At 67.0% G+C, this 25,282-nt stretch carries 20 protein-coding genes; 10 read left to right on the top strand and 10 right to left on the bottom strand.

All coding sequences use genetic code 11. The features are described from left to right. Positions 1 to 110: 110 nt before the first annotated feature. On the top strand, positions 111 to 602 hold the full coding sequence (locus B3547_RS02125; RefSeq protein WP_292959787.1) for a hypothetical protein: 492 nt from the start codon (positions 111 to 113) through the stop codon (positions 600 to 602). 10 nt (positions 603 to 612) lie between these two features. Here the strand turns inward: B3547_RS02125 and B3547_RS02120 are convergent, their stop codons facing one another. Continuing rightward, the gene (locus tag B3547_RS02120; RefSeq protein ID WP_292959786.1) at positions 613 to 2,907 is read right to left on the bottom strand and encodes a putative bifunctional diguanylate cyclase/phosphodiesterase; all 2,295 of its coding nucleotides are present in this window, start codon (positions 2,905 to 2,907) and stop codon (positions 613 to 615) included. 165 nt (positions 2,908 to 3,072) lie between these two features. Between B3547_RS02120 and B3547_RS02115 the strand changes: the two genes are divergently transcribed. Next, positions 3,073 to 4,500 (top strand): aldehyde dehydrogenase family protein, encoded by a 1,428-nt coding sequence (locus B3547_RS02115; protein WP_292959785.1) that lies wholly within the window; start codon positions 3,073 to 3,075, stop codon positions 4,498 to 4,500. 226 nt (positions 4,501 to 4,726) lie between these two features. Here the strand turns inward: B3547_RS02115 and B3547_RS02110 are convergent, their stop codons facing one another. The 6 genes from B3547_RS02110 to B3547_RS02085 all read right to left on the bottom strand — a co-directional run bounded on the left by B3547_RS02110 (position 4,727) and on the right by B3547_RS02085 (position 15,303). Beyond that, positions 4,727 to 6,061 carry a glycosyltransferase gene (locus B3547_RS02110; protein ID WP_292959784.1) on the bottom strand — a complete coding sequence of 445 codons (1,335 nt, stop codon included), beginning with the start codon at positions 6,059 to 6,061 and terminating at the stop codon, positions 4,727 to 4,729. 63 nt (positions 6,062 to 6,124) lie between these two features. Beyond that, the gene (locus tag B3547_RS02105) at positions 6,125 to 10,372 is read right to left on the bottom strand and encodes a translocation/assembly module TamB domain-containing protein (protein WP_292959783.1); all 4,248 of its coding nucleotides are present in this window, start codon (positions 10,370 to 10,372) and stop codon (positions 6,125 to 6,127) included. Continuing rightward, positions 10,372 to 12,621 carry an autotransporter assembly complex protein TamA gene (locus tag B3547_RS02100; RefSeq protein ID WP_292959782.1) on the bottom strand — a complete coding sequence of 750 codons (2,250 nt, stop codon included), beginning with the start codon at positions 12,619 to 12,621 and terminating at the stop codon, positions 10,372 to 10,374. Before B3547_RS02100 ends, B3547_RS02105 begins: the two co-directional genes overlap by 1 nt. 16 nt (positions 12,622 to 12,637) lie before the next feature. Continuing rightward, positions 12,638 to 13,480, bottom strand: coding sequence for an arginyltransferase (locus tag B3547_RS02095; protein ID WP_124808997.1), 843 nt, complete (start codon positions 13,478 to 13,480; stop codon positions 12,638 to 12,640). 228 nt (positions 13,481 to 13,708) lie between these two features. Next, positions 13,709 to 14,971, bottom strand: coding sequence for a threonine ammonia-lyase (locus tag B3547_RS02090; protein ID WP_125957158.1), 1,263 nt, complete (start codon positions 14,969 to 14,971; stop codon positions 13,709 to 13,711). Between the two features lie 38 nt (positions 14,972 to 15,009). Next, positions 15,010 to 15,303 carry a hypothetical protein gene (locus tag B3547_RS02085; RefSeq protein WP_194918312.1) on the bottom strand — a complete coding sequence of 98 codons (294 nt, stop codon included), beginning with the start codon at positions 15,301 to 15,303 and terminating at the stop codon, positions 15,010 to 15,012. 231 nt (positions 15,304 to 15,534) lie between these two features. Here B3547_RS02085 and B3547_RS02080 point away from each other — a divergent pair, with 231 nt between their 5' ends. Then, positions 15,535 to 17,292 (top strand): cation:proton antiporter, encoded by a 1,758-nt coding sequence (locus B3547_RS02080; RefSeq protein ID WP_124809068.1) that lies wholly within the window; start codon positions 15,535 to 15,537, stop codon positions 17,290 to 17,292. 144 nt (positions 17,293 to 17,436) lie between these two features. Here B3547_RS02080 and B3547_RS02075 read toward each other — a convergent pair whose 3' ends face one another. Further along, entirely contained in the window at positions 17,437 to 18,621 is a 1,185-nt protein-coding gene (locus B3547_RS02075) for an acyl-CoA dehydrogenase (protein WP_292959781.1), read from the bottom strand. 88 nt (positions 18,622 to 18,709) lie between these two features. Here B3547_RS02075 and B3547_RS02070 point away from each other — a divergent pair, with 88 nt between their 5' ends. Further along, entirely contained in the window at positions 18,710 to 19,597 is an 888-nt protein-coding gene (locus B3547_RS02070) for a LysR family transcriptional regulator (protein WP_292959780.1), read from the top strand. Between the two features lie 120 nt (positions 19,598 to 19,717). On the opposite strand, the gene B3547_RS02065 is transcribed toward B3547_RS02070, so the two are convergent. Both B3547_RS02065 and B3547_RS02060 read right to left on the bottom strand, forming a co-directional pair. Next, complete coding sequence (locus tag B3547_RS02065) at positions 19,718 to 20,260, bottom strand: hypothetical protein (RefSeq protein WP_292959779.1); 543 nt, start codon at positions 20,258 to 20,260, stop codon at positions 19,718 to 19,720. Positions 20,261 to 20,656: 396 nt separating this feature from the next. Continuing rightward, positions 20,657 to 21,361, bottom strand: coding sequence for a TetR/AcrR family transcriptional regulator (locus B3547_RS02060; protein ID WP_292959778.1), 705 nt, complete (start codon positions 21,359 to 21,361; stop codon positions 20,657 to 20,659). Positions 21,362 to 21,511: 150 nt separating this feature from the next. Between B3547_RS02060 and B3547_RS02055 the strand changes: the two genes are divergently transcribed. The 6 genes from B3547_RS02055 to B3547_RS02030 are packed head-to-tail and all read left to right on the top strand — an operon-like array spanning position 21,512 to position 25,274. Then, complete coding sequence (locus B3547_RS02055) at positions 21,512 to 22,681, top strand: amine dehydrogenase large subunit (protein ID WP_292959777.1); 1,170 nt, start codon at positions 21,512 to 21,514, stop codon at positions 22,679 to 22,681. A 1-nt stretch (position 22,682) separates the two neighbouring features. After that, positions 22,683 to 23,183 (top strand): MauE/DoxX family redox-associated membrane protein, encoded by a 501-nt coding sequence (locus B3547_RS02050; protein ID WP_125957172.1) that lies wholly within the window; start codon positions 22,683 to 22,685, stop codon positions 23,181 to 23,183. After that, the gene (locus B3547_RS02045; protein ID WP_194918318.1) at positions 23,183 to 23,773 is read left to right on the top strand and encodes a thioredoxin fold domain-containing protein; all 591 of its coding nucleotides are present in this window, start codon (positions 23,183 to 23,185) and stop codon (positions 23,771 to 23,773) included. The genes B3547_RS02050 and B3547_RS02045 overlap by 1 nt, the downstream gene beginning before the upstream one ends. A gap of 3 nt (positions 23,774 to 23,776) precedes the next feature. Continuing rightward, positions 23,777 to 24,325 (top strand): methylamine dehydrogenase light chain, encoded by a 549-nt coding sequence (locus tag B3547_RS02040; RefSeq protein ID WP_125957177.1) that lies wholly within the window; start codon positions 23,777 to 23,779, stop codon positions 24,323 to 24,325. Beyond that, complete coding sequence (locus tag B3547_RS02035; RefSeq protein WP_292959775.1) at positions 24,322 to 24,807, top strand: c-type cytochrome; 486 nt, start codon at positions 24,322 to 24,324, stop codon at positions 24,805 to 24,807. Before B3547_RS02040 ends, B3547_RS02035 begins: the two co-directional genes overlap by 4 nt. Continuing rightward, positions 24,804 to 25,274: a cytochrome C gene (locus B3547_RS02030; RefSeq protein WP_125957181.1), complete on the top strand. Its 471-nt coding sequence runs from the start codon at positions 24,804 to 24,806 to the stop codon at positions 25,272 to 25,274. The genes B3547_RS02035 and B3547_RS02030 overlap by 4 nt, the downstream gene beginning before the upstream one ends. Positions 25,275 to 25,282 lie beyond the last annotated feature (8 nt).

Below are 25,282 nucleotides of genomic sequence, written 5' to 3'. Positions count from 1 at the left end.
GAAAGCCCACTCCGCTGCGCCTAACGCCGCCTGCGGCGGCGCAAGTCTCGTTCCCCTCCCGCTGGCGGGAGGGGTTTGGGGTGGAAAACTCCACGAGGCAGGCTGGAAGGGTGCACGCCGCCCACCCCGTGTCACTGGCCTGCGCCGGCCATAACGCCTATCGGTGGGCGATGGCCCGCCAGTACGATTTCCGCCCTGCCCGCGCCCTGCGCATCCACTGCCCCGTGGCGGAGCCGGTCCTGGCACGCCTGCTCGCGGGCGATCGCCAAGCGCTGGAGGACGACCCGGCGCTGGCGGCCATGCTCGCGATCGTGCGGGGCGACAATCCGCTGGGCGATTTCGGTCTCTATCGCGGCGTCATGGAGCTCGCGCCCGGCTGGGAGCTGTTCACGCCGACGGCCACTGCCCGCCCCACGGCCGGCACTGCCGATGAAAACGCGGTGTCATCCACCGTGATCCTGACCGTCCACCTGCCGCACGATGCGCCGCAGGACCGGATCGATGCCGCGATCGGCGCGATCCTGCGCGCCCATCCCTGGGAAGTGCCGGTGATCGAGCTGACCGAAACCCGGCTGGTAACGCGCGCGCCGGAAGCGGGCTGAAAGCGGGTGCTTACCCGACGAGCCGCCGCGTAGCGCTCTCCTGGGCGTCGCGGGTCAACAGCGCGAACGCCTCCTGCGGCGCGAGCGCGGCCCAGAACAGGTGCCCCTGCACCAGCTCGCAGCCGGCCGCCTGGACGAGCTGGCGCTGGACATCGGTTTCGACGCCTTCGGCCACGACCTTCATCCGCAAGGTATGGCCGAGCGAGACGATCGCGCAGAGGATCGAGTGGGCGTCGACATCGCCTTCGACATTCTGCACGAACGACCGGTCGATCTTGATCCGGTCGAACTGGAACGAACGCAGGTAGCTGAGGCTCGAATAGCCGATGCCGAAATCGTCGAGCGCGATGCGGAAGCCCATGCCGTTGAGTTCGCGCAGCACCGAGAAAACGTGCTCGCTGCGATCCAGCATCACGCCTTCGGTGACTTCCAGCACCACCCGGCGCGGGTCCATGCCGGTTTCGGCCAGGATGGTGCGCAGCGTGACTAGGAAATCGCTGGCCATGATCTGCAAGGGCGAGAGGTTGACCGAGATGTCGCACGGCCAGGCGTGGCATTCGTTGAACACCCGCCGCAGCACCCAGTTGCCCAGCGGGATCATAAGGCCCGCCTGTTCCGCCACGGGCACGAACAGGCCCGGCCGGATTTCCCCGCGATCGGGATGGTACCAGCGCAGCAGCGCCTCGAAGCCGTGGATGCCGCCATCGGGCAGCCCGATGATCGGCTGGAACGCCACCGACAGTTCGTCGCGCGCGATGGCGCGGCGCAGTTCCATTTCCATTTCACGCCGCAGTTTCAGGCTGGCGTCCATATCGCGAGTGAAGCGGCGGTAGCGCGCGCGGCCGCGCTGCTTGGCGCGATAGAGCGCGATGTCGGCGCGGCGCAGCAGTTCGCCCGGATCCTCGCTCTGCTCCGGCCCCCAGCTGATCCCGCACGAGCAGGTGACTTCCAGCGTGTTGCCGGAAATCAGGAAGGGTTCGCGCATCAGATCCATGATCTGCGTGCCCAGCTCGTCGGCCGTAGCGCGTCCGCCGGGCGATCGGCGCATCAGCACGAATTCGTCGCCGCCGAAGCGCGACAGGAAGTCGGTGGACGGCAAGGCCCGGCGCAGGCGCATGGCCACCTGCCGCACCAGTTCGTCGCCGACGTGATGCCCCAGCGTATCGTTGACGACCTTGAAGCTGTCGATATCGAGATAGGCGACGAACACGTCGCCCAGGCGCTGATCGTTGATGCAGGCCGAAAGCTCCTGCCGCAGCCGCTGCATGTAATGCACGCGGTTGGGCAGGCCCGACATCGCGTCGTGCATCGCGTTGTGCTGGGCTTGCGCTTCGCTCGCCACCAGTTCGCGCGTGGTGCGCATGTGACGGCGCACGATCATCACGCCACCGAGCAGCACCCCCACGAAGAACAGGATAAAGGCCGAAAGCAGGGGCGCGGTCCGCCGGATGATCGCTTCGCCGGGGCGGCGCGCCGCCCAATCGAGCCAGCCGATGGTCTGGCCGCTGGGATCGGCGATCGGCGTGCCGTTGCGCGCCTCGTCCGCGGACGGCGGACCATCGCTCACCCGCATATCGTCGAGCAGCACCGCGCGGCTGAGTTCCTGCAGCAGGGTTTCGTCCATGGTCCGGACGAGCAGCACGTAGTTGGGAGCGCGCTGCAACAGGTCAACGTGCGAATCGGGTATGATCGCGGCGACGGTCATGATCGCCAGCCGCCCCTGGTACCGGGAAAATTCGTAAAGCCCGCGCTCCATCGGGTAGCCGCGCCGGTCGACCGGCCACTTGCCGTCTTCGAGCGTGATCCACCGCGCGATGTCTCCATCGTCCCGGCTTTCGCCGCGCGTGCGCGCGATCAGGCGGGCAACACGCGTTTGCAGGCCGGCGTAGCGGTCGGCGGGCGCATCCTCGCCCCGCTCCCACCCGCGCACCAGCGAACCATCGGCACGCACCAGAAAAACGTGATCGGCGCGCTGGCTGCCCCAGAAAAAGTAGCCGAGGTAGGTCCGCGTCCAGACCGGATCGTCGCCGAGCACCGCATGGCGCATGGCGTCATCCCAGGTCTGCTGCAGCTTCTGCGCCGCGAGTATCCGTTTGGCCGAGCTGTCGAGATAGTGCGCGACTCGGACGCGTTCGTCGCTCTGCGCCAGTTCGTCGGCGATGCGAGTCGAGTTGCTGAACGAGGCCACCAGGGCGACCGACAGCGCCACCAGCGCGAGGAAAGTGGCCACGACAATCCAACTGGAGCGCAACACGCCCGCCGTGCGCCGCAGCGCCGTTGCCCGTGACAGATACCCAATCGCCATGCATCGGGACGGTAGAGGCCCTATCCGAACAAATGGTTAGCGCGGCACTATCCATCGCCAACGATTTTGCACGTCCGGACGGTTGCAATCGGCTACTCAAACTTGCAAATCTGCGATGGCCTTCCTAATTGTTCGTAAGACTAACTTTTTCAGCGGGAGTAAGATATGCGCGAAAGGCTTCAGCACTATATCGACGGCAAATGGGTCGACAGCGAGGGCGGCCGTCGCCACGAGGTCATCAATCCCGCCACCGAGGAACCCTGCGCGGTCGTGATGCTGGGCAGCCAGGCCGATGTCGACAAGGCCGTTGCCGCCGCCAAGCGCGCCTTCACCACGTTCAGCAAGACGCCGGTGGCCGAGCGCAAGGCTCTGCTGGAACGCATCATCGCCGAATACAAGAAGCGGATCCCCGATTTCGCCGCCGCGATCAGCGAGGAAATGGGCGCGCCCGTCAGCTTCGCCGGCACGGCGCAGGTTGGCGCGGGCATCGGCTACATGCTGGGCACGTTGGAAGCGCTGGACGGCTTCGAATGGGAAGAAGCGATTCCCGGCACGCCCAACGCGCGCATGGTCCACGAACCCGTCGGCGTGGTCGCGGCGATCACGCCGTGGAACTGGCCGCTCAACCAGATCTGCGCCAAGATCGCGCCGTGCATCGCGGCGGGCAACACCGTGGTGCTCAAGCCTTCGGAAGAATGCCCGACCAACGCGGCGATCTTCGCCGAAGTGCTGGACGCGGCCGGCGTTCCGGCAGGCGTGTTCAACCTCGTGCAGGGTGATGGCCCCGGCGTGGGCGTGGCGCTGACCGTGCATCCCGACGTGGACATGGTGAGCTTCACCGGTTCGACCCGCGCGGGCATCCAGATTGCCAAGAATGCGGCCGAAACCGTCAAGCGCGTGCATCAGGAACTGGGCGGCAAGGCGCCGAACCTCGTGCTCGAAGACGCCGATTTCGCCACCCACCTGCCGCCGACGCTGCAGGGCGTGGTTGCCAACACCGGCCAGAGCTGCATCGCGCCGACCCGCCTGCTTGTCCCCGCGGCGCGCAAGGCCGAAGCCGAGGCGTTCGTGAAGAACTACTTCGCGGCCGTGAAGGTCGGCAGCCCGGCTGACGAAGGCGCGCATATCGGCCCCGTGGTCAACAAGGCGCAGTGGAGCAAGGTGCAGAGCCTGATCGACGCCTCGATCTCCGAAGGCGCGAACCTGCTGGAAGGCGGCCCCGGCCTGCCGGACAACGTCAACCGCGGCTACTTCATCCGCCCGACGGTGTTTTCCGACGTGACGCCGGACATGACCATCTTCAAGGAGGAAACCTTCGGCCCGGTGGCGACGATCACCACCTATACCGACCTCGATGAAGCGATCGATCTGGCCAACAAGACCAACTACGGCCTGTCTGCCACCGTCAGCGGCACGCCGGAATCGGCCGCCGACGTGGTCGGCCAGCTGCGCGCGGGCCTGGTCACGGTGAACGGCTGGGCCGGCGTGAAGGGCGGCGCGTTCGGTGGCTACAAGCAGTCGGGCAACGGCCGCGAGGGCGGCAAGTACGGCCTCAAGGACTTCATGGAAGTGAAGACGATCGCCCAGTTCTGATTTCCAGATTCTGATTTCCGGTACGCCGGAACGAAAGGGCCGGTGCTTCCGCAGGGAAGCGCCGGCCTTTGCCGTTCGGGTTTGGAGGAGCCCACCCCCAACCCCTCCCGCAAGCGGGAGGGGAGAATTCGGGATATCCCCTCCCGCTTGCGGGAGGGGCAGCGAGACTTGCGCCGCCGCAGGCGGTGTTAGTCGCAGCGGGGTGGGCAGCACCCCATCGCCCGGATCAGCCGGCCTGCCGCCAGCGGCGGGCACCCTCCGCCGCCTCCAGCGTGCGGGCGCGGCCGTTCATCGCGCCGGTAATGCCGGCAATCGCGCTGTTGAGCGCGCGGGCGGCATAGCGGCGCGCATGTTGCGCCAGCGCCTGTTCGCGCGTGGCGGCGGCGTCCGTCGCGCGGGGATAGATTTCGCCCAGCAGGCGGTCGAACGTGGCTTTCCAGCTGAACCGGTCGACCACATGTGCCCGCGCGGCGGCGCGCATCGCGGCGTAGTCGCCCTGCCAGACCTCGATCACCAGCCGCGCCATCGCGTCCACGTCATCCACCGGCGCCAGCCGCCCCAGCGCGGGCGTGACCCGTTCCAGCATCGCGCCCGAGGCGACGCCGACCACCGGCAACCCGCTCGCCTGCGCTTCCAGCACCGAGATGCCGAAGGTCTCGTCCGCCATGGCGGAGACATAGATGTCGGCCGATGCCAGCAGCCGCGCCAGTTCGGCACGATCGCCGACGAAGCCCTGAAACGCCACGGGCAGCCCGCGCGCTTCCTCCACCATCCGGTCGCGCAGCTTGCCATCGCCGATCAGCAGCAGCGCGGCCCCGCAATCGGCCGGCAGCGCGCGGAACATCGCCAGCAGCCGGTCGGCGCGCTTTTCGTTGTCCAGCCGCCCGGCATAGACCAGTAGCGGCCCCTGCCCTTCCAGACCCAGCCGCGCGCGCAATCCGGGATCGCGGCGATCGGGGTGGAACACCGCCGGATCGACCCCAAGCGCCAGTTCGTCCACATGCTCGACGCCATAGGACGTCAGCATCGCGCGCATGTCCTGCCCCAGAGTATAGACCCGGTCGAATTCGCGATAGGTCGCTTCGGCATAGCCGGCGCTGACCTTGCGCAGTCCGCGCGCGACGAAATCGCCGAACAGTTCCGAACTGACGCGATAGACGTGGGCATTGGGAAAATCGGTGTGATAGCCGGCGACCAGTGTGGTGTGCGGGAACGCGCGGCGGTGATCGATCGCGGTCCAGGGCAGCACCCAGGGGCACAGCGATTCGATCACATCGGGCTGGTAGCGCGCCAGCACCGCGCGCACCGCCGCCGTGCGCAGGATGAAGCGGTAATTGGGGCTGCCCCGCACCGGATCGGCGCCGATCTCCACCCAGATATGGCGGCCGTTCTCCACCACCCGGTCCTCGGCGCCCGGCACGATCTGCAACAGCCGGTGCCCGGTATGCTCCAGCACGTGGGCGCGCTTTTCGCGCAGGTACGTGCCGATGCCACCGCCGCCCTGGGGGGCATAGCTTTGCGTGAGGTCACAGATCAGGAGTTCGTTGCCGGCGATGGTCACGGATCCCTTCAATCGATCCGTTATGACTCTTTCGCGACCGCGGGCAAAATTCCTTGAACGGCGTCAATAATCCTTGCTGACGCGCAGGTTCAGGCTCTCGTCCCCGATCGTTGCCACGGAGGCGAGCAGCGCCAGCCAGCGGGTGATGCGGAATTCGACCGACGTGGCATTATAGCCGCGCCCGTCGGTGACCAGTTCGACGAAGAACTTGCGGCCGAGGTACTTGCCGGCGGCGACGCTGGTGCCGCGTGGAATCGAGGCATCGGCGTTGAGGATGCGCAAGCGGTCGAGCCCGATGGCGCTGCGCAGCTTGTTGATCGGGTCCAGCCCGCCGCCGCCGCGCAGCGATGCCAGCGCGGCGGCAAGCTGCACCGCTTCCGGCGCCGAAATCTGCGTGATCGAGCTGCCGAACAACAGGCGGCTGAGCAGTTCCTCTTCGGGCAGCGAAGGCGTGGAGGAGAAGGCGATCACCGGCTTCATCCCCGATCCGGTGATCGTGATCGTGGCGCTGACGCCGTTGGCATCGCCGCTGGCCGCGATATCCAGCCGGGGATCGATCGGCACTTCGCCGGCGAAGCGGATGCGGCCGCGCGTGAGGTCGAAGCGCTTGCCGGCGAATTCGTAGCCGCCGCGCACCAGATCGGCGCTGCCGAATATCTGCGGGTTGGCGGTGGTGCCGCGCAGGCGGATGTCCGCGCCCCATTCGCTGTCCAGCCCCAGCCCGCGCACGTCGATGCGGTTGGCGCCGGCGGCGTCGATCAGGAACGTCCATGGCGTGGACGGCGTGCGCGCCGGCGCGACGTCGGCACGCGGGTTGATCTCGCGCGTGGGGATCGAGGGCAGCTCCGCCACCGCGCTGGCGCTGCCGAGCGCCCAACGCGCCTGTTCGATGCGCACCCGCCCGGCGATGGTGCCGCCGATGCCGTCACTGACGATGCGCAGCGGGCCGGTCACCGTGGCCGCCATGTCATCCCGGTTGACGATGCGCGCGTTCTGCGCGGCCATGCGCAGATCGAGCGCGACCCCGCGCGAGACGATGTTGGACAGATCGATGGTGCCGCTGCCGGTAACCTTGCCGCCGTTGGCGGTGGTGCCGGCGAAACGGTTCAGCGACAGGCGCGAATCGTTGAAGGTGCCGCTCGCCTGGATGTTCTGGATGTCGGTGCCGATCACGCTGCTCTGCACGCGCAGATCCTTGCTGGCGATGGCGCCGACGAAGGTCGGGTCGTCGAGCGTGCCGGTGATGTCGGCGCGCGCGCCGATGGTGCCGGTCAGGTCCATGAAGTCCACTGCCGCGAGGCGCCAGAGCGTTTCGGCCGGTCCGCCATAGCGGACCTGCGCCTGCAGGCGGCCGCCGCGCAGGCGCTCCAGCACGGTGCCGCCACGCGGCAGGCCGGAGAGAAGCGCCTGCACCCCGCCGCGCACGGTGCCGCCGTCCCGCCCGCCATCCTTGAACACCGCGCGCGCCTGCAGCGCCGAAGGATCGAGATCGGCAACCAGCGAAAGGTTCATCGGCCGCGAGGTGAGCACGAGGCCCGAGCGCGTCAGCCCGCGCACCTGTACGGCGGCATGGCCGGACGGCGCGCCCGTGTGATCGTTGCGATAGTCGATTACGCCTGAAAGCGCCCCGCCCAGGCCCAGATCCGCCACCACGATATCCGCCAGCGACAGCGGCATCCGCGCGATCTGGAGCTTCAGTTCGGTCGGCCCGCCCAGCACGTGCCCTTCGGCGATGACAGCGCCGCGCCCGAAATTGACCTGCGTCGGTTGCAGTCGCCAGCCTTCGCCCTCGCGCTCCAGCACCGCGCGGCGCGGCATCTGGATCGCGCGGCCGGAGTAATCTCCCGAAGCGAGCGCGACGATCTTGTCCGGCGCAATCGAGGCCGTGCCCTGCATGGCGAAGCGCGTGCCGCGCCGCCCGGCGATGGAGGCCGTGACGCTGCCCGCGCCGTTGACGAGCTTCGCGTTCACGGCCAGCCGCCCGATGAACAGCTGCCCCGCGCCGATGCCCTCGATATGCGCGGTGGCGTCGATCGTGCTCTTGCCCTCGGCCAGGAAGCCGTTCACCTCGACCTTGCCGTTGCCGATGGAAATCGGCCGCGCGCCGCCGAAGCGGGCGTTGCGCGCCGTGACCAGCGCGGTGATCGCCTGCCCGCCTTCCTTTGGATCGAGCCGGACGGTGCCATCGATCCCGCCGCCCGTGATCGCCAGATCGCCGCTGACGCCGGCCGTGGCAAGATCGAGCCCGCCGGTGATTTCCGTCTGCCAGACCTTGAAGTGCTCGATCGCGATCCGCGTCGGCCCCTTGGGCGGCGATTGCAGGCCCAGCACGCCATCGAACGGCCCCAGCGTGGAATCACCCTTCGTTTCGATCCGGAACCCGTCGGCCACGGGGGACAGCGCCACGCGCACGTCCTTGAGGCCGGCGGCGGGCAAGGGATTGGCAAAGACCAGCACGGCGGACGGACCATCCTTGGCCACGGCCGCGTCGATGGTGAAATCGCCATAGTCGAGATGGCGCCCCTTGCCGACCACGGTGGTCCGGCCATCGGGGTGGACCTGCCCGTTCAGGGCAATGGCCAGCTTGCGCGAGGACAGGCGCGCATCACTGAACCGCAGCGGGATCAGCGCGCCGGTGACGACGCCACCGGAAAAGCGGATGTTGCCGCCGGTCAGGTTGGCCAGCGTGCCGTTGTCGATCCGCGCCATGCGCCCCGCCGCGTTGGCGCGCAGCGACCAGGGCACGCCGTTGCCCATGCCGAACACGATCTTGGCATCGGCATCGACCAGCCCCAGATTGGGCAGCGCGAAGCCGCGCGCGGTGACCGGCCCGGCCAGCGCATACATGCCCTTGGCCATGTCGCTGCGCAGCACCAGCCGCGCCGCCAGCCCCTTGAGATCGATCGCGAGCTGTTCCGAGGAAAGCTGGCTGCCCTGCACGACCAGATCGCCCTTTACGCTGGCGCCGACGAAGCGCGGGTCGATCATGCCGTTGCCGGTCACCACCTTCTTCGCGGTGACGGCCAGCGGCAGCAGCAGGCGCTTGCCGTTCCAGTTGGCGGTGCCGGCGGTGTGCAGCCCTTCGGCCTGCGTGGTGCCGCTCTTCAGCCGGTCGATGGTGAAATCGTGGCGGATGGCGAGATCGCGGAGCGGCCCATCGAGCGTGGCGGCAAGGCGCACGCCGGCGAGTTCGGGCGAGGCCATCACCAGATCGGGCCGGCGCAGATCGGCCTTGAGCGCCAGCTGATCGACCCGGTTGTCGGTAAGATCAACCGCGCCCTGCCCCGTGGCGCGGAACGCCGCGCCGCCCACGTAATAGCGCCCGTCCAGCGTCGAATCCGCGAAGGTGCCCTGGTAGAACAGCGAAAGCTTGTTCCCCACGATGCGGCGTGCGGCGCCGGCCAACAGCGCTTCGGGGAAGACCTGCCCGGCCACAGTGTAAGTGCCGGCGCGGTTGTCGATCAGGAAGCCGGCCAGCCGTTCGCCGTCCCGCCGGGCTACGGCCCAGCCGTGCCACGCGCGGAACCGGCCCTTGCCCGCCACTTTCGCCACGATATCGCTTTTTACGCCGGTCAGTGCCGACAGCAGACCGCCGCGCGGCGCGGCATAATCGAGCGCGAGATCGAACTTGTCGCGATCCGGCTCGCTATCAAGGTGCAGCGCCAACCGGTCCTTGCCGCCCAGCCGGCCGTTGGCGTCGATCAGGGTGCGGCCCGAGCGGACATCGGCGCGCGCGGTCAGATCGACGCGGCGTCTTTCCCCCATCACGCCCGGCGCGATGGTAAGGGCATCGATCTCCAGCCGATCGACGCGGATATTGAACGACGGCAGGATCGGCGCGTTGGGATCACCCGGCTTCAGCTGCGGCCGGCGCAGCAGGGTGCCCCGGTGCAGTGCGAGCGTGCGGATGTCGAGCGTGTTGACCGTCCAGGCATAGGGTCGCCAGTCCAGGTCGACATCGGGAACAGTCAGGAACGGGCCGTTGGGATCGCTGAGCACCAGATCCTTGAGCCCGGCCTTGCCGAACAGCGAACCGTCGATCCGGCCCACGGTGATGCGCAGGCCCGAGGCGGGGGCCAGCGTGGCGATCCGATCGGCGACGAAGCGGTGGCCGATCGGCGAATCGAGTACGAGCAAGGCGCCCAGCAGCGCCATTGCCAGCACGGCCAGAACCGCACCGATCCGCCGCGTCCAGCGCCAGACGAAGCCGGACGCGGATGCCGGCGGGGGTGGCGGCGGAGGCGGTGGCGGCGGGGGGCCGGCATCGGGGCCTTCCGGCGGCAACGCGGCGGGCACGGTGTCGTCCGCCATCAGAACGCCTGCCCCAGCGCGACATAGACGCCGATGCGGCTATCGCCCTTCGACGGATTGAGCGGCGTGCCCAAATCGATGCGGATCGGGCCGAAGTTGGTCTGGTAGCGGATGCCCACCCCGACGCCGACCTTGATGTCGCGGAAGCGCGGTGTCGTGGTTTCGTCCACCGCGCCGGCATCGACGAACGGCACGACGCTGACCGCGCCGCCCATAAGGCCGGTCTTGACGCGCGCTTCGAGCGAGAATTCGGTCAGCGAACGGCCGCCGCTGGGCGCGCCGGTGGTGTCGCGCGGGCCGATCTGCTGATAGCCATAGCCGCGCACCGACGATCCGCCGCCGGCATAGAACCGGCGCGATGGCGCGATGCTGGCGATGTCCGCACCCTGGATCGCGCCGAACCGCACGCGGCCGGCCATGACCACGCTGTCGCTGACCGGGCGATAGAGGCTCGCGTCGAGCTGGACCTTCACATACGTCGAGTTCGCACCGGCCTGGCGCGAGATTTCGGGCGAGACGCGCAGCGCCACGCGGAAACCGCGCGTGGGATCGAGCAGGCTGTCGCTGCCGTCATAGGCCCCACGCAAGGGCAGCGCGCCGATGAAATAGGTCTTGCGCGGCTGGGTACTGTCCTCGCGCTCGCTGGTGGCCACCACTTCGAGGCCCGCCGAATAGACCCACGGCTTCTGGAACAGCAGCGTGGTCTGCCGCTCGATACTGCTGACCAGCGACAGGGTGCGCGCCTGATAGGCATCGCTCACCTTGGTCTGGGCATAGAGATCGGCGGTCAGCACCTGATCGCGCGTCAGGAAGTTGTTGCGGCGATAGATCACGCCCAGCAGCTGTTCGCGCGTGCCGGCCACGCCGCGCACGCGCACCATGCCTTCGGGCGGAATCAGGTTGCGGTGTTCCCAGCTCGCCTCGACCCGGAAGCCTTCGCCGCTGGAATAGCCGATCAGCGCCGCCACGGTGCGCTGCGGGGCCTTGGCCATATCGACATCGACATCGACCACGCCGGGCTTGCCGGCGGCGGGCGGCGTCACTTCGCGCGTCTTGACCGTGACCGACGAGACCAGGCTGGTCGCCAGGATCGCCTGCCGCAGATCGTCGAGCATGGCGGTCTGATAGACATCGCCCGGCCGGAACCGCGCGATATGCTGGATATGGCGCGACCCCATGAAGCGCGGCATGCCGCTGACGACCTGCCCGAACACGTAGCGGCCGCCGCTCGTCACCGGCACCGTCAGATCACCGGTGCGCGGCTCGTGATCGATCACCAGCGCCGGTTCGCCCACCTTGGCGAAGGCATAGCCGTTGTCGCCCAGCGTGGCGGCAAGATCGGCGCGGCCCTTGAGGATCTTCTCGGTATTGACCGGATCGCCGACGCGGACACCAAAGGCCGCGCGCAGGGTCTCGTAGTCCGCGCCCGTTCCGGCAATATCGCCGAGATCGATCTTCGCCAGGCGATACTGCGGCCCCGGCACCACATCGAACCGCACGACCACCTTGGACAGATCGATGGCATTGCGGCGCGGACCGCGCCGTGCCCCGTTGCCACCCTCCGCGCTGGCAGACGCCGCCGAAGCCGCCGCCTCGCTCTGCGGCGTGACGATCGACTGGTAAACCTCGGCGTCGTAGTAGCCATAAGTGCGCAGGATTTCGACGATCAGGTCGCGATCGCTGCGCGCGCGGCGGGTCAGCTGGGCAAGGTTGTCCTCGTCATCGTCCAGCGAATGCAGGCTGGAGAGGCCGGAGAACCGCGAAACCAGTTCATCGCGTTCGGGGAAGGCATCGGTGGGCGAGAACGCCAGATCGACCTGCCCGCCGACGTGCGAGAGCGAGGCATCGGGGATCAGCGCATTGCGCGCGCTTTCGACCTGCTGCTGTTCGCCATCCAGCGCATCGACCGCGCCATCCACCTGCTGCTGCGCCAGCGCGATGTCCGGATCGGGATCGAGCGGCTTGAACGGCGGAAGATCGGCGGTCTGCGGCCAATCGATGGTGATGCCGGGAATGTCGGTCAGCGCCTGCAACGGTTCGGTCGCGCCCAGCAGCGCGGCGACATCGGGCGCGGGCTGGCGCGCGGCATCGGTATCGAGCGCCCAGCTTTCGGCATTGTCGATCGCGGAATCGGGAATCAGGTCCTTGAGCGCCTGGTCGGTATCGCGCGATTGCGCCAGCGCCATCGGCGCGGGCACCAGCGCGAAAACGAGCGCCGCCGCGATGATCCGCGTCAGCGATCCAGACATCCGCAACGAAGCATGATCAGGCCGGACGGTAGATTTCCTGTCCGGCGTGCAGACCATCCTTGCCCCCGCGCTCGAAAGCGTCCTGCCGCGGGGTGGCCGCGCGATCGATGGCACTGGCCTGCTCATCAGTCGAGAAACGCTCCCAGCCATCGCGGCCAAGGCGTTCGAGCGGACGGAAGCGCACCTTGTACTGCATGCGCGAAGATCCTTCGACCCAATACCCCAAGTAGACGTAGGGCAGGCCGATTCTCGCCGCGTGCAGAATGTGATCGAGGATGATGTAGGTTCCAAGCCCGGTGCGCGTCTCGTGATGTGGATCGTAGAAACTGTAGATCATCGAAAGACCATCGCCCTGATGGTCGGTAAGGCAGGCTCCCACCAGTTTGCCCGGCGCGCCACCCACGCCCGGTTCCCTGTATTCAATCACATAGCTTCTGACTGGCGTATGTTCCACCATGTCAGCAAAATCCATCTCGTCCATCGCCGCCATGCCCCCATCGGGGTGGCGCGCCGACAGGTAACGCCGCAGGAGGTCAAACTGTTCCTGCGTCGACCACGGCTTGCATGCAGTAACAATCAGGTCCGAATTGGCCTTGATCGCCCGGCGCTGCGCCGAAGAGGGCTGAAATTCGTCCGACACGACGCGCACAGACACGCAGGCGGTGCAATCGATGCAGCTGGGGCGGTAGGCGACGGTCTGGCTGCGGCGGAAACCGATACGGCCCAGCGCGTCGTTCAGGTCGTCGGCATGCGGCCCCTTCAGCTCGGTGAACACCTTCCGTTCGCTCTTGCCCTCAAGATAGGGGCACGGCGCGGGGCTCGTCACGAAAAAGCGGGGAAAACGGACGGGCGCGGTCACGGCCTGCTGGGCTTCCTCTGGGCGTCCGGACCATCCGGCGCCGTTCAAAAACGACAATGCCTCAGCATCGAACTTGGTGAAAGACCCTTAACCACGAAATTATGCGCCTCAGTCCGTCTCGAGGCCGGCGCAGGCCCGGTTTGCGCCGCCCTGTCCCGCTTCCGGACGACAGGGCGGCGCATCCTTTACGAGACGGACACTCCCAGAACGGTCAGGCGAGGCGCGATTTCAGCCCAGTTCGATCTGAACCACGTCATATCCCTTGGCGCGGAGCGCCGCGACCAGCAGGTCGATCTGCTCGCGATCGCGCGCCTCGCATTCGATCTCGGCCGTCAGTCCCTTGGCCGGGAGCGAGGTGAAGATGCGCTGGTGCCAGACTTCGAGAATGTTCACCTGGTAGCGGTTGAACTCCTCGACCACATGGAACAACGCGCCCGGGCGATCCTGCAGCACGATGCGCAGGCGGCCAAGCCGGCCCGACCGCGCCAGATCGCGCAGCAGTACGTTGGCGAGCAGGCGGGTATCGATGTTGCCGCCGGTCAGCACGATGCCCACGTTGCGCCCTTCGAACAGGGCGCGGTTGCGCATCACCGCGGCGAGCCCGGCCGCGCCCGCGCCTTCGACCACGATCTTCTCGATCTGGAGCAGCAGCGCCACCGCGGTTTCGAGCGCGGCTTCATCGACCAGCACGATATCGTCGACAAGCTGGGCCAGCACGGCCGAGGTGAAGGCGCCCGGCTCCTTGACCGCGATGCCTTCGGCCAGGGTATCGCCGCCGCATGGCAGATCGGCGTGCTTCAGCTTGTCGTACATCGACGGATAAAGCTGCGCCTGCACCCCGATCAGGCCGATATCGGGCTTCAGCGCCCGCGCCGCCGTGCCCATGCCCGAAAGCAGCCCGCCCCCGCCGATCGGCACCGCCAGCATGTCGATCTCGGGCGCGTCCTCCAGCATCTCCAGCGCCACCGTGCCCTGCCCGGCGGCGACCTGCGGATCGTCGAACGGATGAACGAAGGTCAGCCCGAGCTGCTTTTCCATCGACCGGGCATAGGCATAGGCCTCGTCGAACGTCTCGCCCTCGAGCACGACCTTGCCGCCGTTGCTCTCGGTCTGCATGATCTTCACCGTCGGCGTCGTCTTGGGCATGACGATGGTGACGGGCACGCCCAGCCGCGTGCCGTGGTATGACAGACCTTGCGCATGGTTGCCGGCCGAAGCCGCGATCACGCCGCGCGAACGGCGTTCCTCATCGAGTTGTAGAAGGGCATTGAGCGCGCCGCGTTCCTTGTAGGCGGCCGTGAACTGGAGGTTTTCGAACTTGAGCCAGATGTTGGCGCCGGTGATGGCGCTCAGCGTCCTGCTGTAAAGCGTGGGGGTGCGCACCACCTGTCCGCTAATTCGCTCCGCCGCCGCGCGTACCTCGGCGATGTCGAGCAGGGCACCGGGATTGTCGGTGGGCTGCTGAGCGGATGAACGGACCAGATTTTCCATGCAGGCGCCCTAATGCAAAGGGCGCGCCAAGGAAACCGTTAACCGGCGGCACGCGCGCGGCGGACCGCCGCCACGATCCCCAGCACCACAAGGATCGCCAGCGTATCGGCGATCCAGTCGCGGATGTCGCAATCGCGGTGCAGCTCCGGGATCGACTGCGCCAGTTCGATCAGCGCGCCCAGAAACGACAGCCGCTCGGCAATGCGCCGCTTCGGGAACGCCGGCCAGCCGAGCGCGGCCAGCAGGGTCAGCACCGAAAAGGCCAGCATGTGTTCGAACTTGTCGCCCAGCCGGTCTACCGGCAGCTGCGGCGGATGCGGCAGCACAGCCATGACCACCGCGAAGGCACAGCAGAACCAAAAAGATGCGCGCAGGACGGGCGGCGGAAACAGACCGGATCGGCGACGATGCATCATGCAGCCGCGTTAGCCTGACGTCAGCCCGCGAGGCAAGCAAGCGCGCGGCCATGATTGAGCGAAAGGCGGCAGGACGAAAGCGAACGCGGTGGGTTGCGGCCCGCGCGCGGCTGGCTACAGAAGAGGCATGCTGAAGGTCCGAACCCGATGAACGGCGGCGCGCCGCATTCCATGATGCACGACGGCTTCCTGTTGCTCGGCTTCGCGCTGGGCTTCGTGCTGCTGTTCCGGCGCCTGCGGCTGGGCGCCACGCTGGGCTACCTCGTCGCCGGCGCGGTGGTGGGGCCGCAAGTGCTGGGGCTGGTCGGCGATGCCGAACAGAAGCTGGGCATCGCCGAACTGGGCATCACGCTGCTGCTGTTCCTGGTCGGGCTGGAACTGAACCCTTCGCGCCTGTGGAAGATGAAGCGCGACATCCTGGGGCTGGGCCTGCTGCAGGTGACCGCCTGCGGCATGGCCATCGCCGCGATGATCGCGCTGGGCACGGAGTTTTCGTCCGCCGCCGCGCTGGCGCTGGGCCTGCCGCTGGCGCTTTCCTCCACCGCGCAGGTGCTGCCGATGCTGCAATCGTCGGGCCGGTTGCGCACGCCGTTTGGCGAACGGGCTTTCGCCATCCTGCTGTTCCAGGACCTGTCGATCATTCCGATGATCACGATCATCGCCGCGATGAGCCGCAACCCGGCCGACGTGGGTGGCCCGCCGGGATGGCTGCTGTCGCTGTACACCATCGGCGCGATCGTCGGCCTTGTCGCCGCAGGGCGCTTCCTGATCCGCCCGCTGTTCCGCCTGATCGGCAAGCTGGGCGAGCGCGAGATGTTCGTGGTGGCGGCGCTGTTCACGGTGATCGCGGCGGCGGCGATCATGGAAGCACTGGGCCTGTCCACCGCACTGGGCGCCTTCATCGCCGGGGTGATGCTGGCGGATTCGCCCTATCGCCACGAACTGGAAGCCGATGTCGAGCCGTTCCGGTCGATCCTGCTGGGCCTGTTCTTCCTGGCAGTGGGCATGATGCTCGATCTCAATGCCATCGCGCAGCGGCCGCTGTTCGTGCTGGGCATGGCGACGGCGCTGGTGGTGGCGAAGGCGGCGGTGATCTTCCTGATCGGCCTGGCCTTCCGCATGACCTGGCGCGGTGCGATGGCGCTGGGTCTGCTGCTGAGCCAGGGCGGCGAATTCGGCTTCGTGCTGTTCACGCAGGCACAGAACGCACTGCTTGTCGCGCCCGAGGCCGCCAGCCTGTTCGGCGCGATCGTCACCGTATCGATGGCGAGCACGCCGTTCCTGATGATGGCCACCCGCCGCTTTCGCGACGAACCAGCGGCCGACCAGGGCGAGCGCGAAGGCCCGAGCGCCGACGGCGCGAGCGCGATCGTCGTGGGCTATGGCCGCTTCGGTCAGACGGTGGCGCAGATGCTGAACGCCAGCGACATTGAGGTCACGCTGATCGACACCGACATCGAGATGATCGACGTGGCGGCGAGCTTCGGCGCAAAGGTCTATTTCGGCGACGGCTGCCGGCTGGACGTGCTGCGCCAGGCCGGCGCGGCCGAGGCCGAACTGATCCTGTTCTGCACCGATGGCGACCAGCTGGACGCCGAGATGATCGAGGCGGTGCACGAGGCGTTTCCACAGGCCTTGATCTATGTGCGAGCCTATGACCGCCGCGCGGTGATCCGCCTGAAGCGCACGCCCGTCAGCGGGATCGTTCGCGAGGTGATGGAATCGGCCGTCAAGATGGCGCGGCTGGCGCTGGAGGATGCGGGCGTCAACCTGGAAGCGATCAACCGGGCCGAAGACATCTATCGCAACAACGATCGCGAACGGCTGAAAATCCAGATCGAGGCCGGCGACATCCGCGCCGCGCGCGATCGCATCATCACCGCGCCAACGCCACAGGCAACGTGAGGGGCGCGTAAGGTATCGATTACCCGCCCCTGCCCCTCCCGCAAGCGGGAGGGGAGAAGTGTCGAAAGCCCCTCCTTTGACTCCCCTCCCGCCTGCGGGAGGGGTTGGGGGTGGGCCAGTACCGGCGCCCCTGTCCTGACGCCTTCAGAACGCGGCGATGCCCGTGATCGCGCGGCCCAGGATCAGCGCGTGAACGTCGTGCGTGCCTTCGTAGGTATTCACGGTTTCAAGGTTCACCATGTGGCGGATCACCTGGTATTCGCCGGAGATGCCGTTGCCGCCGTGCATGTCGCGCGCGGTCCGCGCGATGTCGAGCGCCTTGCCCACGTTGTTGCGCTTGACGATCGAGATCATTTCCGGCGCGAAGGCGCCTTCGTCCATCAGGCGGCCGACGCGCAGCGATGCCTGGAAGCCCAGGCTGATCTCGGTCAGCATGTCGGCCAGCTTCTTCTGGTACAGCTGCGTCGCGGCGAGCGGGCGGCCGAACTGCTTGCGATCGAGGCCATACTGGCGCGCGGCGTGGTAGCAGAACTCGGCGGCGCCCAGCGCGCCCCACGAAATGCCGTAGCGCGCGCGGTTGAGGCAGCCGAACGGCCCCTTCAGCCCTTCGACGTTGGGCAGCAGCGCGTCTTCGGGCACGAACACATCGTCCATCATCACCATGCCGGTGATCGAGGCGCGCAGCGAGATCTTGTTGTCGATCTTGGGCGCGGACAGGCCCTTCATGCCCTTTTCGAGGATGAAGCCGCGGATCGCGCCGCCATGCGCTTCGGACTTGGCCCAGATCACGAAGACATCGGCGATGGGCGCGTTGGAAATCCAGGTTTTTGAACCGGATAGGCGATAACCACCATCAACCTTCACCGCATGGGTACGCATTCCACCCGGATCGGAGCCGGCATCGGGTTCGGTCAGGCCGAAGCAGCCGATAAATTCGCCCGTGGCGAGCTTGGGCAGGTACTTCATCCGCTGATCTTCCGATCCGTATTCGTAGATCGGGAACATCACCAGGCTGGACTGCACGCTCATCATCGAACGGTAGCCGGAATCGACGCGCTCCACCTCGCGCGCGACGAGGCCGTAGGAGACGTAGGACGCGCCGGCGCAGCCATACTTTTCAGGCAGCGTGATACCGAGCAGGCCCTGTTCGCCCATTTCGCGGAAGATCGCGGGATCGGTGTGTTCCTGCGCGAAGGCATCGATCACGCGCGGCTGCAGGCGATCCTGCGCGAAGCTGCGGGCGGAGCCGGCGATAAGCCGCTCATCCTCGGTCAGTTGCCCATCGAGCGCGAAGGCGTCTTCCCAATCGAACCGAACCATTCCTGCCATGTGGCGTCCTCCTTGCGCGTGATCCTGCAACCTGCCATCGATCGCATCAAGAACCGAATTTGCCATGTTCAATCGCGATATGGAATGAATGATGCTCGACGGCGACCAGCTCGAAGCGTTCCTGGCCATTGCCGAAACCCGGCACTTCCTGCGCGCCGCCGACCGGCTGGGCATCGCGCAGTCGGTCGTCAGCAAGCGCCTGCAGCGGCTGGAAGACCGGCTGGGCGCCCGGCTGGTCACGCGGGGCAGCCGCAAGGACGTGGCGCTGACGCGCGCCGGCCAGCTCTTTCTGGACGAGGCGCGCGCGGCGCTGGCCTCGTTGCGGCAGGCCGAGCGGATCGGCCGCAACATCGCGCGCGGTGCCGCCGGACCGCTGCGCATCGGCTATGTGTTCTCCGCGGCGATGAGCGGGACGCTGGCGCGCGTGCTGCGAGCGCTGCGCGATGCCCTGCCCGATCTGGACGTGCGCCTTTCGCTGATGGAAACGCCGGTGCAGTTCGACCGCATCGTTTCGGGCGAGATCGACATCGGGCTGACCCGCCCCAGGCCGTCCTACCCCCCGGCCATCACCGCGCGCACCGTCCACCGCGAACCGCTGGTGCTGGCGCTGGCCGACGACCATCCGCTGACCCGCCACGTCGCCGTCCGGCTGGCGGACCTGGCCGGCGAGCCGTTCATCATGCCGCAGTTCCACGAGGAAGTGGGCCTTGCCGAAGCGGTGCGCGACCTCGCGCGCGCCGGCGGCTTCGCCATGCCCGCGCTTCACCGCACCGACGATTTCATCTCCGCCGCCGTGCTCGCCGCCGCCGGGCGCGGCGTGGTCCTCGCGCCCGCCTCGCTCCAGCACCTCGCGCTCGACGGCCTCACCTTCCGCCCCCTGGCCGATCACGCCGCCACCGTCGAACTGGCGCTGCTGTGCCGCGACGACACCCCTGCGGCCGCGCGCGGCGTGATCGAGAGGGCGCTCGCGTTGTAGGGACGGCAGTTATCTGGAAATTCCGCTGAGATACCAACCTCTTTGGATACCACAATATTGCTGCCATCGGGGATGGCCTTTTGATTATCCTGTTGGCTGCCACTTACGCAATTGCCACCTTCACTTCACGGCAGGAACAAGCCGATAAGGATTGTAAGCCCCATCACGCCCCCAATTTTTTTTTGCATCCGGCCCGCTGAGTTGCATTATGATTCGGTTTGCAGTTGAACCCTGCCAGACAGTGCGACAACCAGATGGCCATTCGTCAGATTGAACACATAGCCATCCGACCTGTCCGTGTGGCTCCACCGTCCAGCGTCCGTGAAACGTCATCGGTCCAATAGAACAGAAATACATTTGCCATGTGCCGTCGGCGAAAAAGGTCTCGATGGTCGGACATCCGCCGTAGAATCTGATACCTACTTTTGCACCGGGCACCGGTTCATAGTCTTCATCAAATTCAAGTTGTCGATCCAAAAATATGGCTTTTATTTGCTTATCAGACAGAGGCTGCCAGGTAGGCATGTCCAATCTTAAAGTTGGAATAAGCGCACTGGATAGCAGTTGCTCCTTTGTGGTTTCAGCCATCGCTGAGGAAAGAATGCCGGAGAGCAGCAACGAGGCTGTGACTAGGAAAATCCTCACGGCAGCAAACGTCCTCATCGTCCGATTTCCTAAATTCTTATTTGCGCTCTAACATTCCGCCTACCCGGCTTCCAGCCTGTGGTGGCTCATCACCATTCCCACCGCGCTGCCAATCATCGGCTACCTAGCTGCACGTCGGATTGCAGCGGCACAAGGTGAAACGGCAATGGCTAGAGATTCGAGCGATGTCTGCCCCCACCATTCCCGCCCGAGCGGCTATTACACACGGGACACAATAGTGGGCGCCATACATAAGCAACTCCGTTCGTCCTGAGCCTGTCGAAGGACGCGCGCGGTGCTGGCGTTGCGCTCTGCTGCTTCTCGATCAACTGTATCGCGCGTCCTTCGACAAGCTCAGGACGAACGGGTGTGGGGGATTTTGGGGCGGTCGGCTAACCGCGTCCTTGCTGCCACTCAACCGGCTGTCGGAGGCACGCGCCCCTCGCCCAGGGCCAGCGCCTCCTCCGCCGTTACCGTTTTCAGCAGCGCGATGAACGATTGGAGCGCGATGCTTTCCAGCTTGGCCATGTGCGGCTCGAACGGCTTGTCGTAGCCGGCGAAGACAGTCATCCCCTCCATCGAGGCGGAGATGAACAGCGCGAGCATCTCGCAGGCCTCGCACGGCAGGTCGGGGCGCATTTCGCGGATGATCTCAATCGCCGGCGCGCGGGCGCGGACATAGAGTTCGTGAACGCGGTCGAACACGAATTCGTCGTGGTTGGACAGCGCCCATAGCTCCGGGAACAAGCGTGTGGTCTTCTTGCTGCGGATGTCTTCCAGCACCAGCAAGCACAGGCGGCGCAACCGCTCCTCCGGCGGCGCGCCGGGCATCCTCACGATGGTGTCGAATTCCTGCTCGTAGCTGCGGATCACGGCGTCGAGCAGTTCGCGCACCAGATCCTCGCGGCTGCGGAAATGATAGGTCAGGTTGCCGAACTTCATGTCGCAGGCGGCAGCGACTCGCCGCATCGACATCGCGCGATAGCCTTCCTCGATCAGGATGTGCAGCGCGGTGCGCAGGATCAGTTCGCGCGTCTCGTGGCCCTTGGCATAGCCGCCCTCGCGTTCGGGAAATACCAGGTCCGTGACGAACGATGGCGCACCATCATACTGATTCATAATAAATTTCAGCTCCGCTTTCGCCCTTGATAACTTCTCTCAAAAAATATGTCACGCGACAAAATTAGGTCACTTGACAGAATTACGCCTGTTTCGTCATTCTCCCGGCAACAAAGGCGCAACAATTCGCCGAGACTCTGGGAGTACCGCATGAGGTTTCTTGCTCTGGCGCTTGCCCTCTCCGTTTCGGCGAGCGCGGTTTCCGCCGCACCCGCCGCCTATCCCACGCCGCTGCCCGAAGAGCCGATCCCCACGGTCAAGGCGCTGCCGAAGGTGTGGCCGAAAAGCTGGGTCGTCATCCACGATTTCTACTTCGCCTCGATCCTCGACGGACGCCTTGCGGTGGTGGACACGACATCGGCCAACCAGCCGCTGAAGGGGCTGGTGCGCGCGGCGCAGTTCGCCAATTCGCTGGTCTCGCGCCAGCGCGGCGAAATCTACACGGCCGAAACCTTCTTCTCGCGCCTGACGCGGGGCGAACGCACCGACGCGATCACCATCTGGGACATGGAAACGCTCCAGCCCAAGGGCGAGATCGTGCTGCCCGGCGGCAAGCGCCAGCAATCGGTGACCTATCCGCACCTGTTCCAGTTCACCAACGGCGAACACTGGGCGCTGGTGGCGAACTTCACGCCCGCGCAATCGGTGACGGTGGTCGACCTCGACGCACGCAGGATCCTGGGCGAGATCGACCTGCCCGGCTGCGCGCAGATCTATCCCACCGGCGAACGCGGTTTCAGCAGCTTCTGCGCCGATGGTTCGATGTTCAGCGTGACGCTGGACGACAAGGGCCAGGTCGCCTCGTCGAAGACCATCGCCACGGTGCAGGACATCGACAAGCAGCCGCTGTTCAGCACACCCGCGATGATGGGCAGAACGGGCTGGTTCGTCAGCTACTACGGGCAGGTCCAGGGCTTCGATTTCTCCGGCCCGGTTCCCCGCCCCCTGCCCGGTGCGTTCAACGTGGGCACGGCCGAAGGCGGCGCGCCCGAATGGCGGCCGGGCGGCTGGCAAGTGATCGCGACGGACGCGAAGGGTCTTCTTTACGTGCTGATGAGCCCCAACGGTCGCGAGGGCAGCCACAAGGATGGCGGCACCGAAGTATGGGTGATCGACCCGGCGAAGAAGGCGCGAGTTGCCCGCTTCCCGCTGCGGTCGGTGGGCGTGGCCGTGGGCGTGACGCCCGAGGACACCCCGCACCTGATCGTGGCGCGCGCCGATGGCGTGATCGACGTGCACGACGCCGCGACCGGGGCCTTCGTCCGTTCGCTGGGCGCGACGGTTGCCGCCAACCCGATCCTCATCACGCCGGTGCCCTGAGATGGCGCCCGCAACCGGCTCGATCACCCTGTTCCTTGCGCTGCTGCTGGCCGGATCGGCGCTGCACAAGGGGCTGGCCCATGAACGGCTCGCCATCGCCGCCGCGCGGCTGGCGGGCACGCGCCCAAGTTCCGGCCCGCTGCTCCTCCTGACGGCGGGCAGCGTGGAAGCGGTGGCGGCGGCCTGCCTGCTGATCGCTCCCCTGCAAAGGACCGGCGCGCTGATCGCCGCCGCGCTGTGGCTGGGCTATGCTATCGCCCTGTTCCGCCGCCGGGGCGAAGTGCTCGATTGCGGCTGCGACCTGGTCGCCCGCGAAAAGCCGGTGACCCTGGCGCAAACCGCCCGCCCGGCGCTGCTCGCACTGGCAGCCGGCCTCGTTTCCACCCTCCCGGCGGCGGCGTTCGGCATCGAAACGCCCTTCGCCGCCGCCGGACTTTGTGCGCTCTACCTCGGAGTTTCCGAGCTGCTCGCCATTCCCCAACCCGCGTGGAGGAAGCCGTGATGCTGACATCCCAGATCCTGCTGTGGACCGCCGTGATCGTTCAGGCGCTGCTGATCGCAGCCCTTGCCCGCCAGGTCGGCATTCTCCACGAACGCATCGCGCCGGCCGGCGCACTGACCCTGCACCAGAAGGTGGAGGTCGGTGAAACCGCCTCGCCCATGACGGTGACCACCATCGACGGCGCGCCGATCGAGATCGGCGGCAAGCGCGAAGGCCGCAGCCAGTTGCTGTTCTTCGCCTCGCCCGATTGCCCGGTGTGCAAGTCCCTGCTGCCGGTGGTGCGCTCCGCCGCGCGCGCCGAAGCCGACTGGATCGACATCGTGATCGCGGGCGACGGCACCAAGGGACAATACCGCCAGCTTGCCAAGGACCACGGCCTCGACGGCATTCCGCTGGTCCTGTCCGAAGCGCTCGGCCGCGCCTTCGGCGTATCGAAGCTGCCCTATGCGGTGCTGCTCGACGAAGCCGGCAAAGTCGCCTCGCTCGGCCTCGTCAACAGCCGGGAGCACCTCGAAAGTCTGTTCGAAGCCAAGGAACGCGGCGTGGCGTCGATCCAGGACTATCTCGCCCGCCGCAACAGGGAGGCCTGAGCCATGGCCGGCTTTGACAAGCTTACCGAGAAATTCGCCCGGCGCATCGCCCGCGGCACGTCGCGCCGGTCGATGCTGGCGTGGCTAGGCGCCGGCATGACCGGCGCGGCCACCTTCCCCGTCCTGCCGGTGGCGCGCGCCGCCACGCACGGCGGCGGGCCGACCCATAGCCCGGTAACCGCCGGCATCGACCAGGACCCCGGTGACCGCACGAGCTGCGATTACTGGCGCTACTGCGCGATCGACGGCTTCCTCTGCACCTGCTGCGGCGGGTCGGTCAGCAGCTGCCCGCCGGGCACGGAAATGTCGCCGATCACCTGGATCGGCACCTGCACCAACCCGGCCGACAACCGCGCCTATATTATCAGCTATAACGACTGCTGCGGCACGTCCTCGTGCGGACAGTGCCTGTGCAACCGCAACGAGGGCGATCGCCCGCAGGTGCGCCCGCAATCGAACAACGATTACAACTGGTGCCTGGGTTCGCAGAGCAGCGTGTACAACTGCTCCACGGCGGTGATCGTGGGCGTGGCGCTGGACCAGCCGAAATGAAGGGGGTCCTGAAGTTCGCCGCGCTGGGTGCGGTGGCGCTGACCGCGGCGCTGGTCGCGCGCAGCCCGGCGCAGGCCGGCGGTGCGGAACCGAATGGCGCGGCGCTCTATGGCCGCTGCGCCGCCTGCCACACCGCGACCGGTGCGGGCGTGCCCGGCGCCTATCCCCCTCTGGGCGTGGATTTCCGCACGTTGGCAGCGCGCAACGAGGGCCGGCGCTACATCGCGCTGGCCGTGATCAAGGGGCTGTCCGGCCCGATCACGGTCGAAGGCAAGGCCTTTCGCGGGGTGATGCCGGCGCAATCCGGCCTTGACGATGCCGCCATCGCCGCCGTGCTCAACCATGTCGGCACCACGATCACCAAGGCCGGGCCGGCGTTCCGCCGCTTCACCCCGGCCGAGATCGGCACGGTCCGGGCCGGCGGCGCATCGCTTTCCTCGGCCGACGTCGCCCGCCTCCATGCCGGGGCCGGCGGTAAATGAAACCGGCCCTGCTCGCCTTTCCGCTCCTTGCCGCCCTGCTGGCCGGCGCTGGCGTGAAGGCGGGCGAGGCCGCGCCGCCGGGCGTGACGGACGTGCGGCAGGCCAAGGTCGACTACATGCTGAAATGCCAGGGCTGCCACCGGCCCGACGGCAGCGGGGATGATCATTCCAATCCGCCGATGAAGCACATCGTCGCCCGGTTCCTGTCAGTGCCGGGCGGGCGCGAATTCATCGGCCGCGTGCCCGGCGTTTCGACCGTCAATCTCGACGACGCGCGGCTCGCCAACCTGGTCAACTGGACCCTCTACACGTTCGACGCGGCGCACATGCCGGCCGACTTCCGCCCCTACACGGCGGAGGAAATCGGGCGTCTGCGCCAACACCCCCTTCGGCTCGAGCGCGCCGCGATGAGAGCGCGCCTGGTCGAGGGGTTTTCACAACCAGGGCAGGAACAAGCGCGCCCCTAAACGGGGCA

Source organism: Novosphingobium sp. UBA1939 (assembly GCF_002336885.1).
Lineage (GTDB): Bacteria > Pseudomonadota > Alphaproteobacteria > Sphingomonadales > Sphingomonadaceae > Novosphingobium.
This window is presented reverse-complemented; position numbering and strand designations above follow the sequence as displayed.

Excerpts from the sequence above, each read along its gene's own strand:
- B3547_RS02120 (WP_292959786.1), bottom strand. The coding sequence starts at position 2,907 with ATGGCGATTGGGTATCTGTCACGGGCAACGGCGCTGCGGCGCACGGCG.
- B3547_RS02115 (WP_292959785.1), top strand. The coding sequence starts at position 3,073 with ATGCGCGAAAGGCTTCAGCACTATATCGACGGCAAATGGGTCGACAGC.
- B3547_RS02105 (WP_292959783.1), bottom strand. The coding sequence starts at position 10,372 with ATGGCGGACGACACCGTGCCCGCCGCGTTGCCGCCGGAAGGCCCCGAT.
- B3547_RS02100 (WP_292959782.1), bottom strand. The coding sequence starts at position 12,621 with ATGTCTGGATCGCTGACGCGGATCATCGCGGCGGCGCTCGTTTTCGCG.
- B3547_RS02090 (WP_125957158.1), bottom strand. The coding sequence starts at position 14,971 with ATGGAAAATCTGGTCCGTTCATCCGCTCAGCAGCCCACCGACAATCCC.
- B3547_RS02085 (WP_194918312.1), bottom strand. The coding sequence starts at position 15,303 with ATGGCTGTGCTGCCGCATCCGCCGCAGCTGCCGGTAGACCGGCTGGGC.
- B3547_RS02080 (WP_124809068.1), top strand. The coding sequence starts at position 15,535 with ATGAACGGCGGCGCGCCGCATTCCATGATGCACGACGGCTTCCTGTTG.
- B3547_RS02075 (WP_292959781.1), bottom strand. The coding sequence starts at position 18,621 with ATGGCAGGAATGGTTCGGTTCGATTGGGAAGACGCCTTCGCGCTCGAT.
- B3547_RS02070 (WP_292959780.1), top strand. The coding sequence starts at position 18,710 with ATGATGCTCGACGGCGACCAGCTCGAAGCGTTCCTGGCCATTGCCGAA.
- B3547_RS02065 (WP_292959779.1), bottom strand. The coding sequence starts at position 20,260 with ATGAGGACGTTTGCTGCCGTGAGGATTTTCCTAGTCACAGCCTCGTTG.
- B3547_RS02060 (WP_292959778.1), bottom strand. The coding sequence starts at position 21,361 with ATGAATCAGTATGATGGTGCGCCATCGTTCGTCACGGACCTGGTATTT.
- B3547_RS02055 (WP_292959777.1), top strand. The coding sequence starts at position 21,512 with ATGAGGTTTCTTGCTCTGGCGCTTGCCCTCTCCGTTTCGGCGAGCGCG.
- B3547_RS02050 (WP_125957172.1), top strand. The coding sequence starts at position 22,683 with ATGGCGCCCGCAACCGGCTCGATCACCCTGTTCCTTGCGCTGCTGCTG.
- B3547_RS02045 (WP_194918318.1), top strand. The coding sequence starts at position 23,183 with ATGCTGACATCCCAGATCCTGCTGTGGACCGCCGTGATCGTTCAGGCG.
- B3547_RS02040 (WP_125957177.1), top strand. The coding sequence starts at position 23,777 with ATGGCCGGCTTTGACAAGCTTACCGAGAAATTCGCCCGGCGCATCGCC.
- B3547_RS02035 (WP_292959775.1), top strand. The coding sequence starts at position 24,322 with ATGAAGGGGGTCCTGAAGTTCGCCGCGCTGGGTGCGGTGGCGCTGACC.
- B3547_RS02030 (WP_125957181.1), top strand. The coding sequence starts at position 24,804 with ATGAAACCGGCCCTGCTCGCCTTTCCGCTCCTTGCCGCCCTGCTGGCC.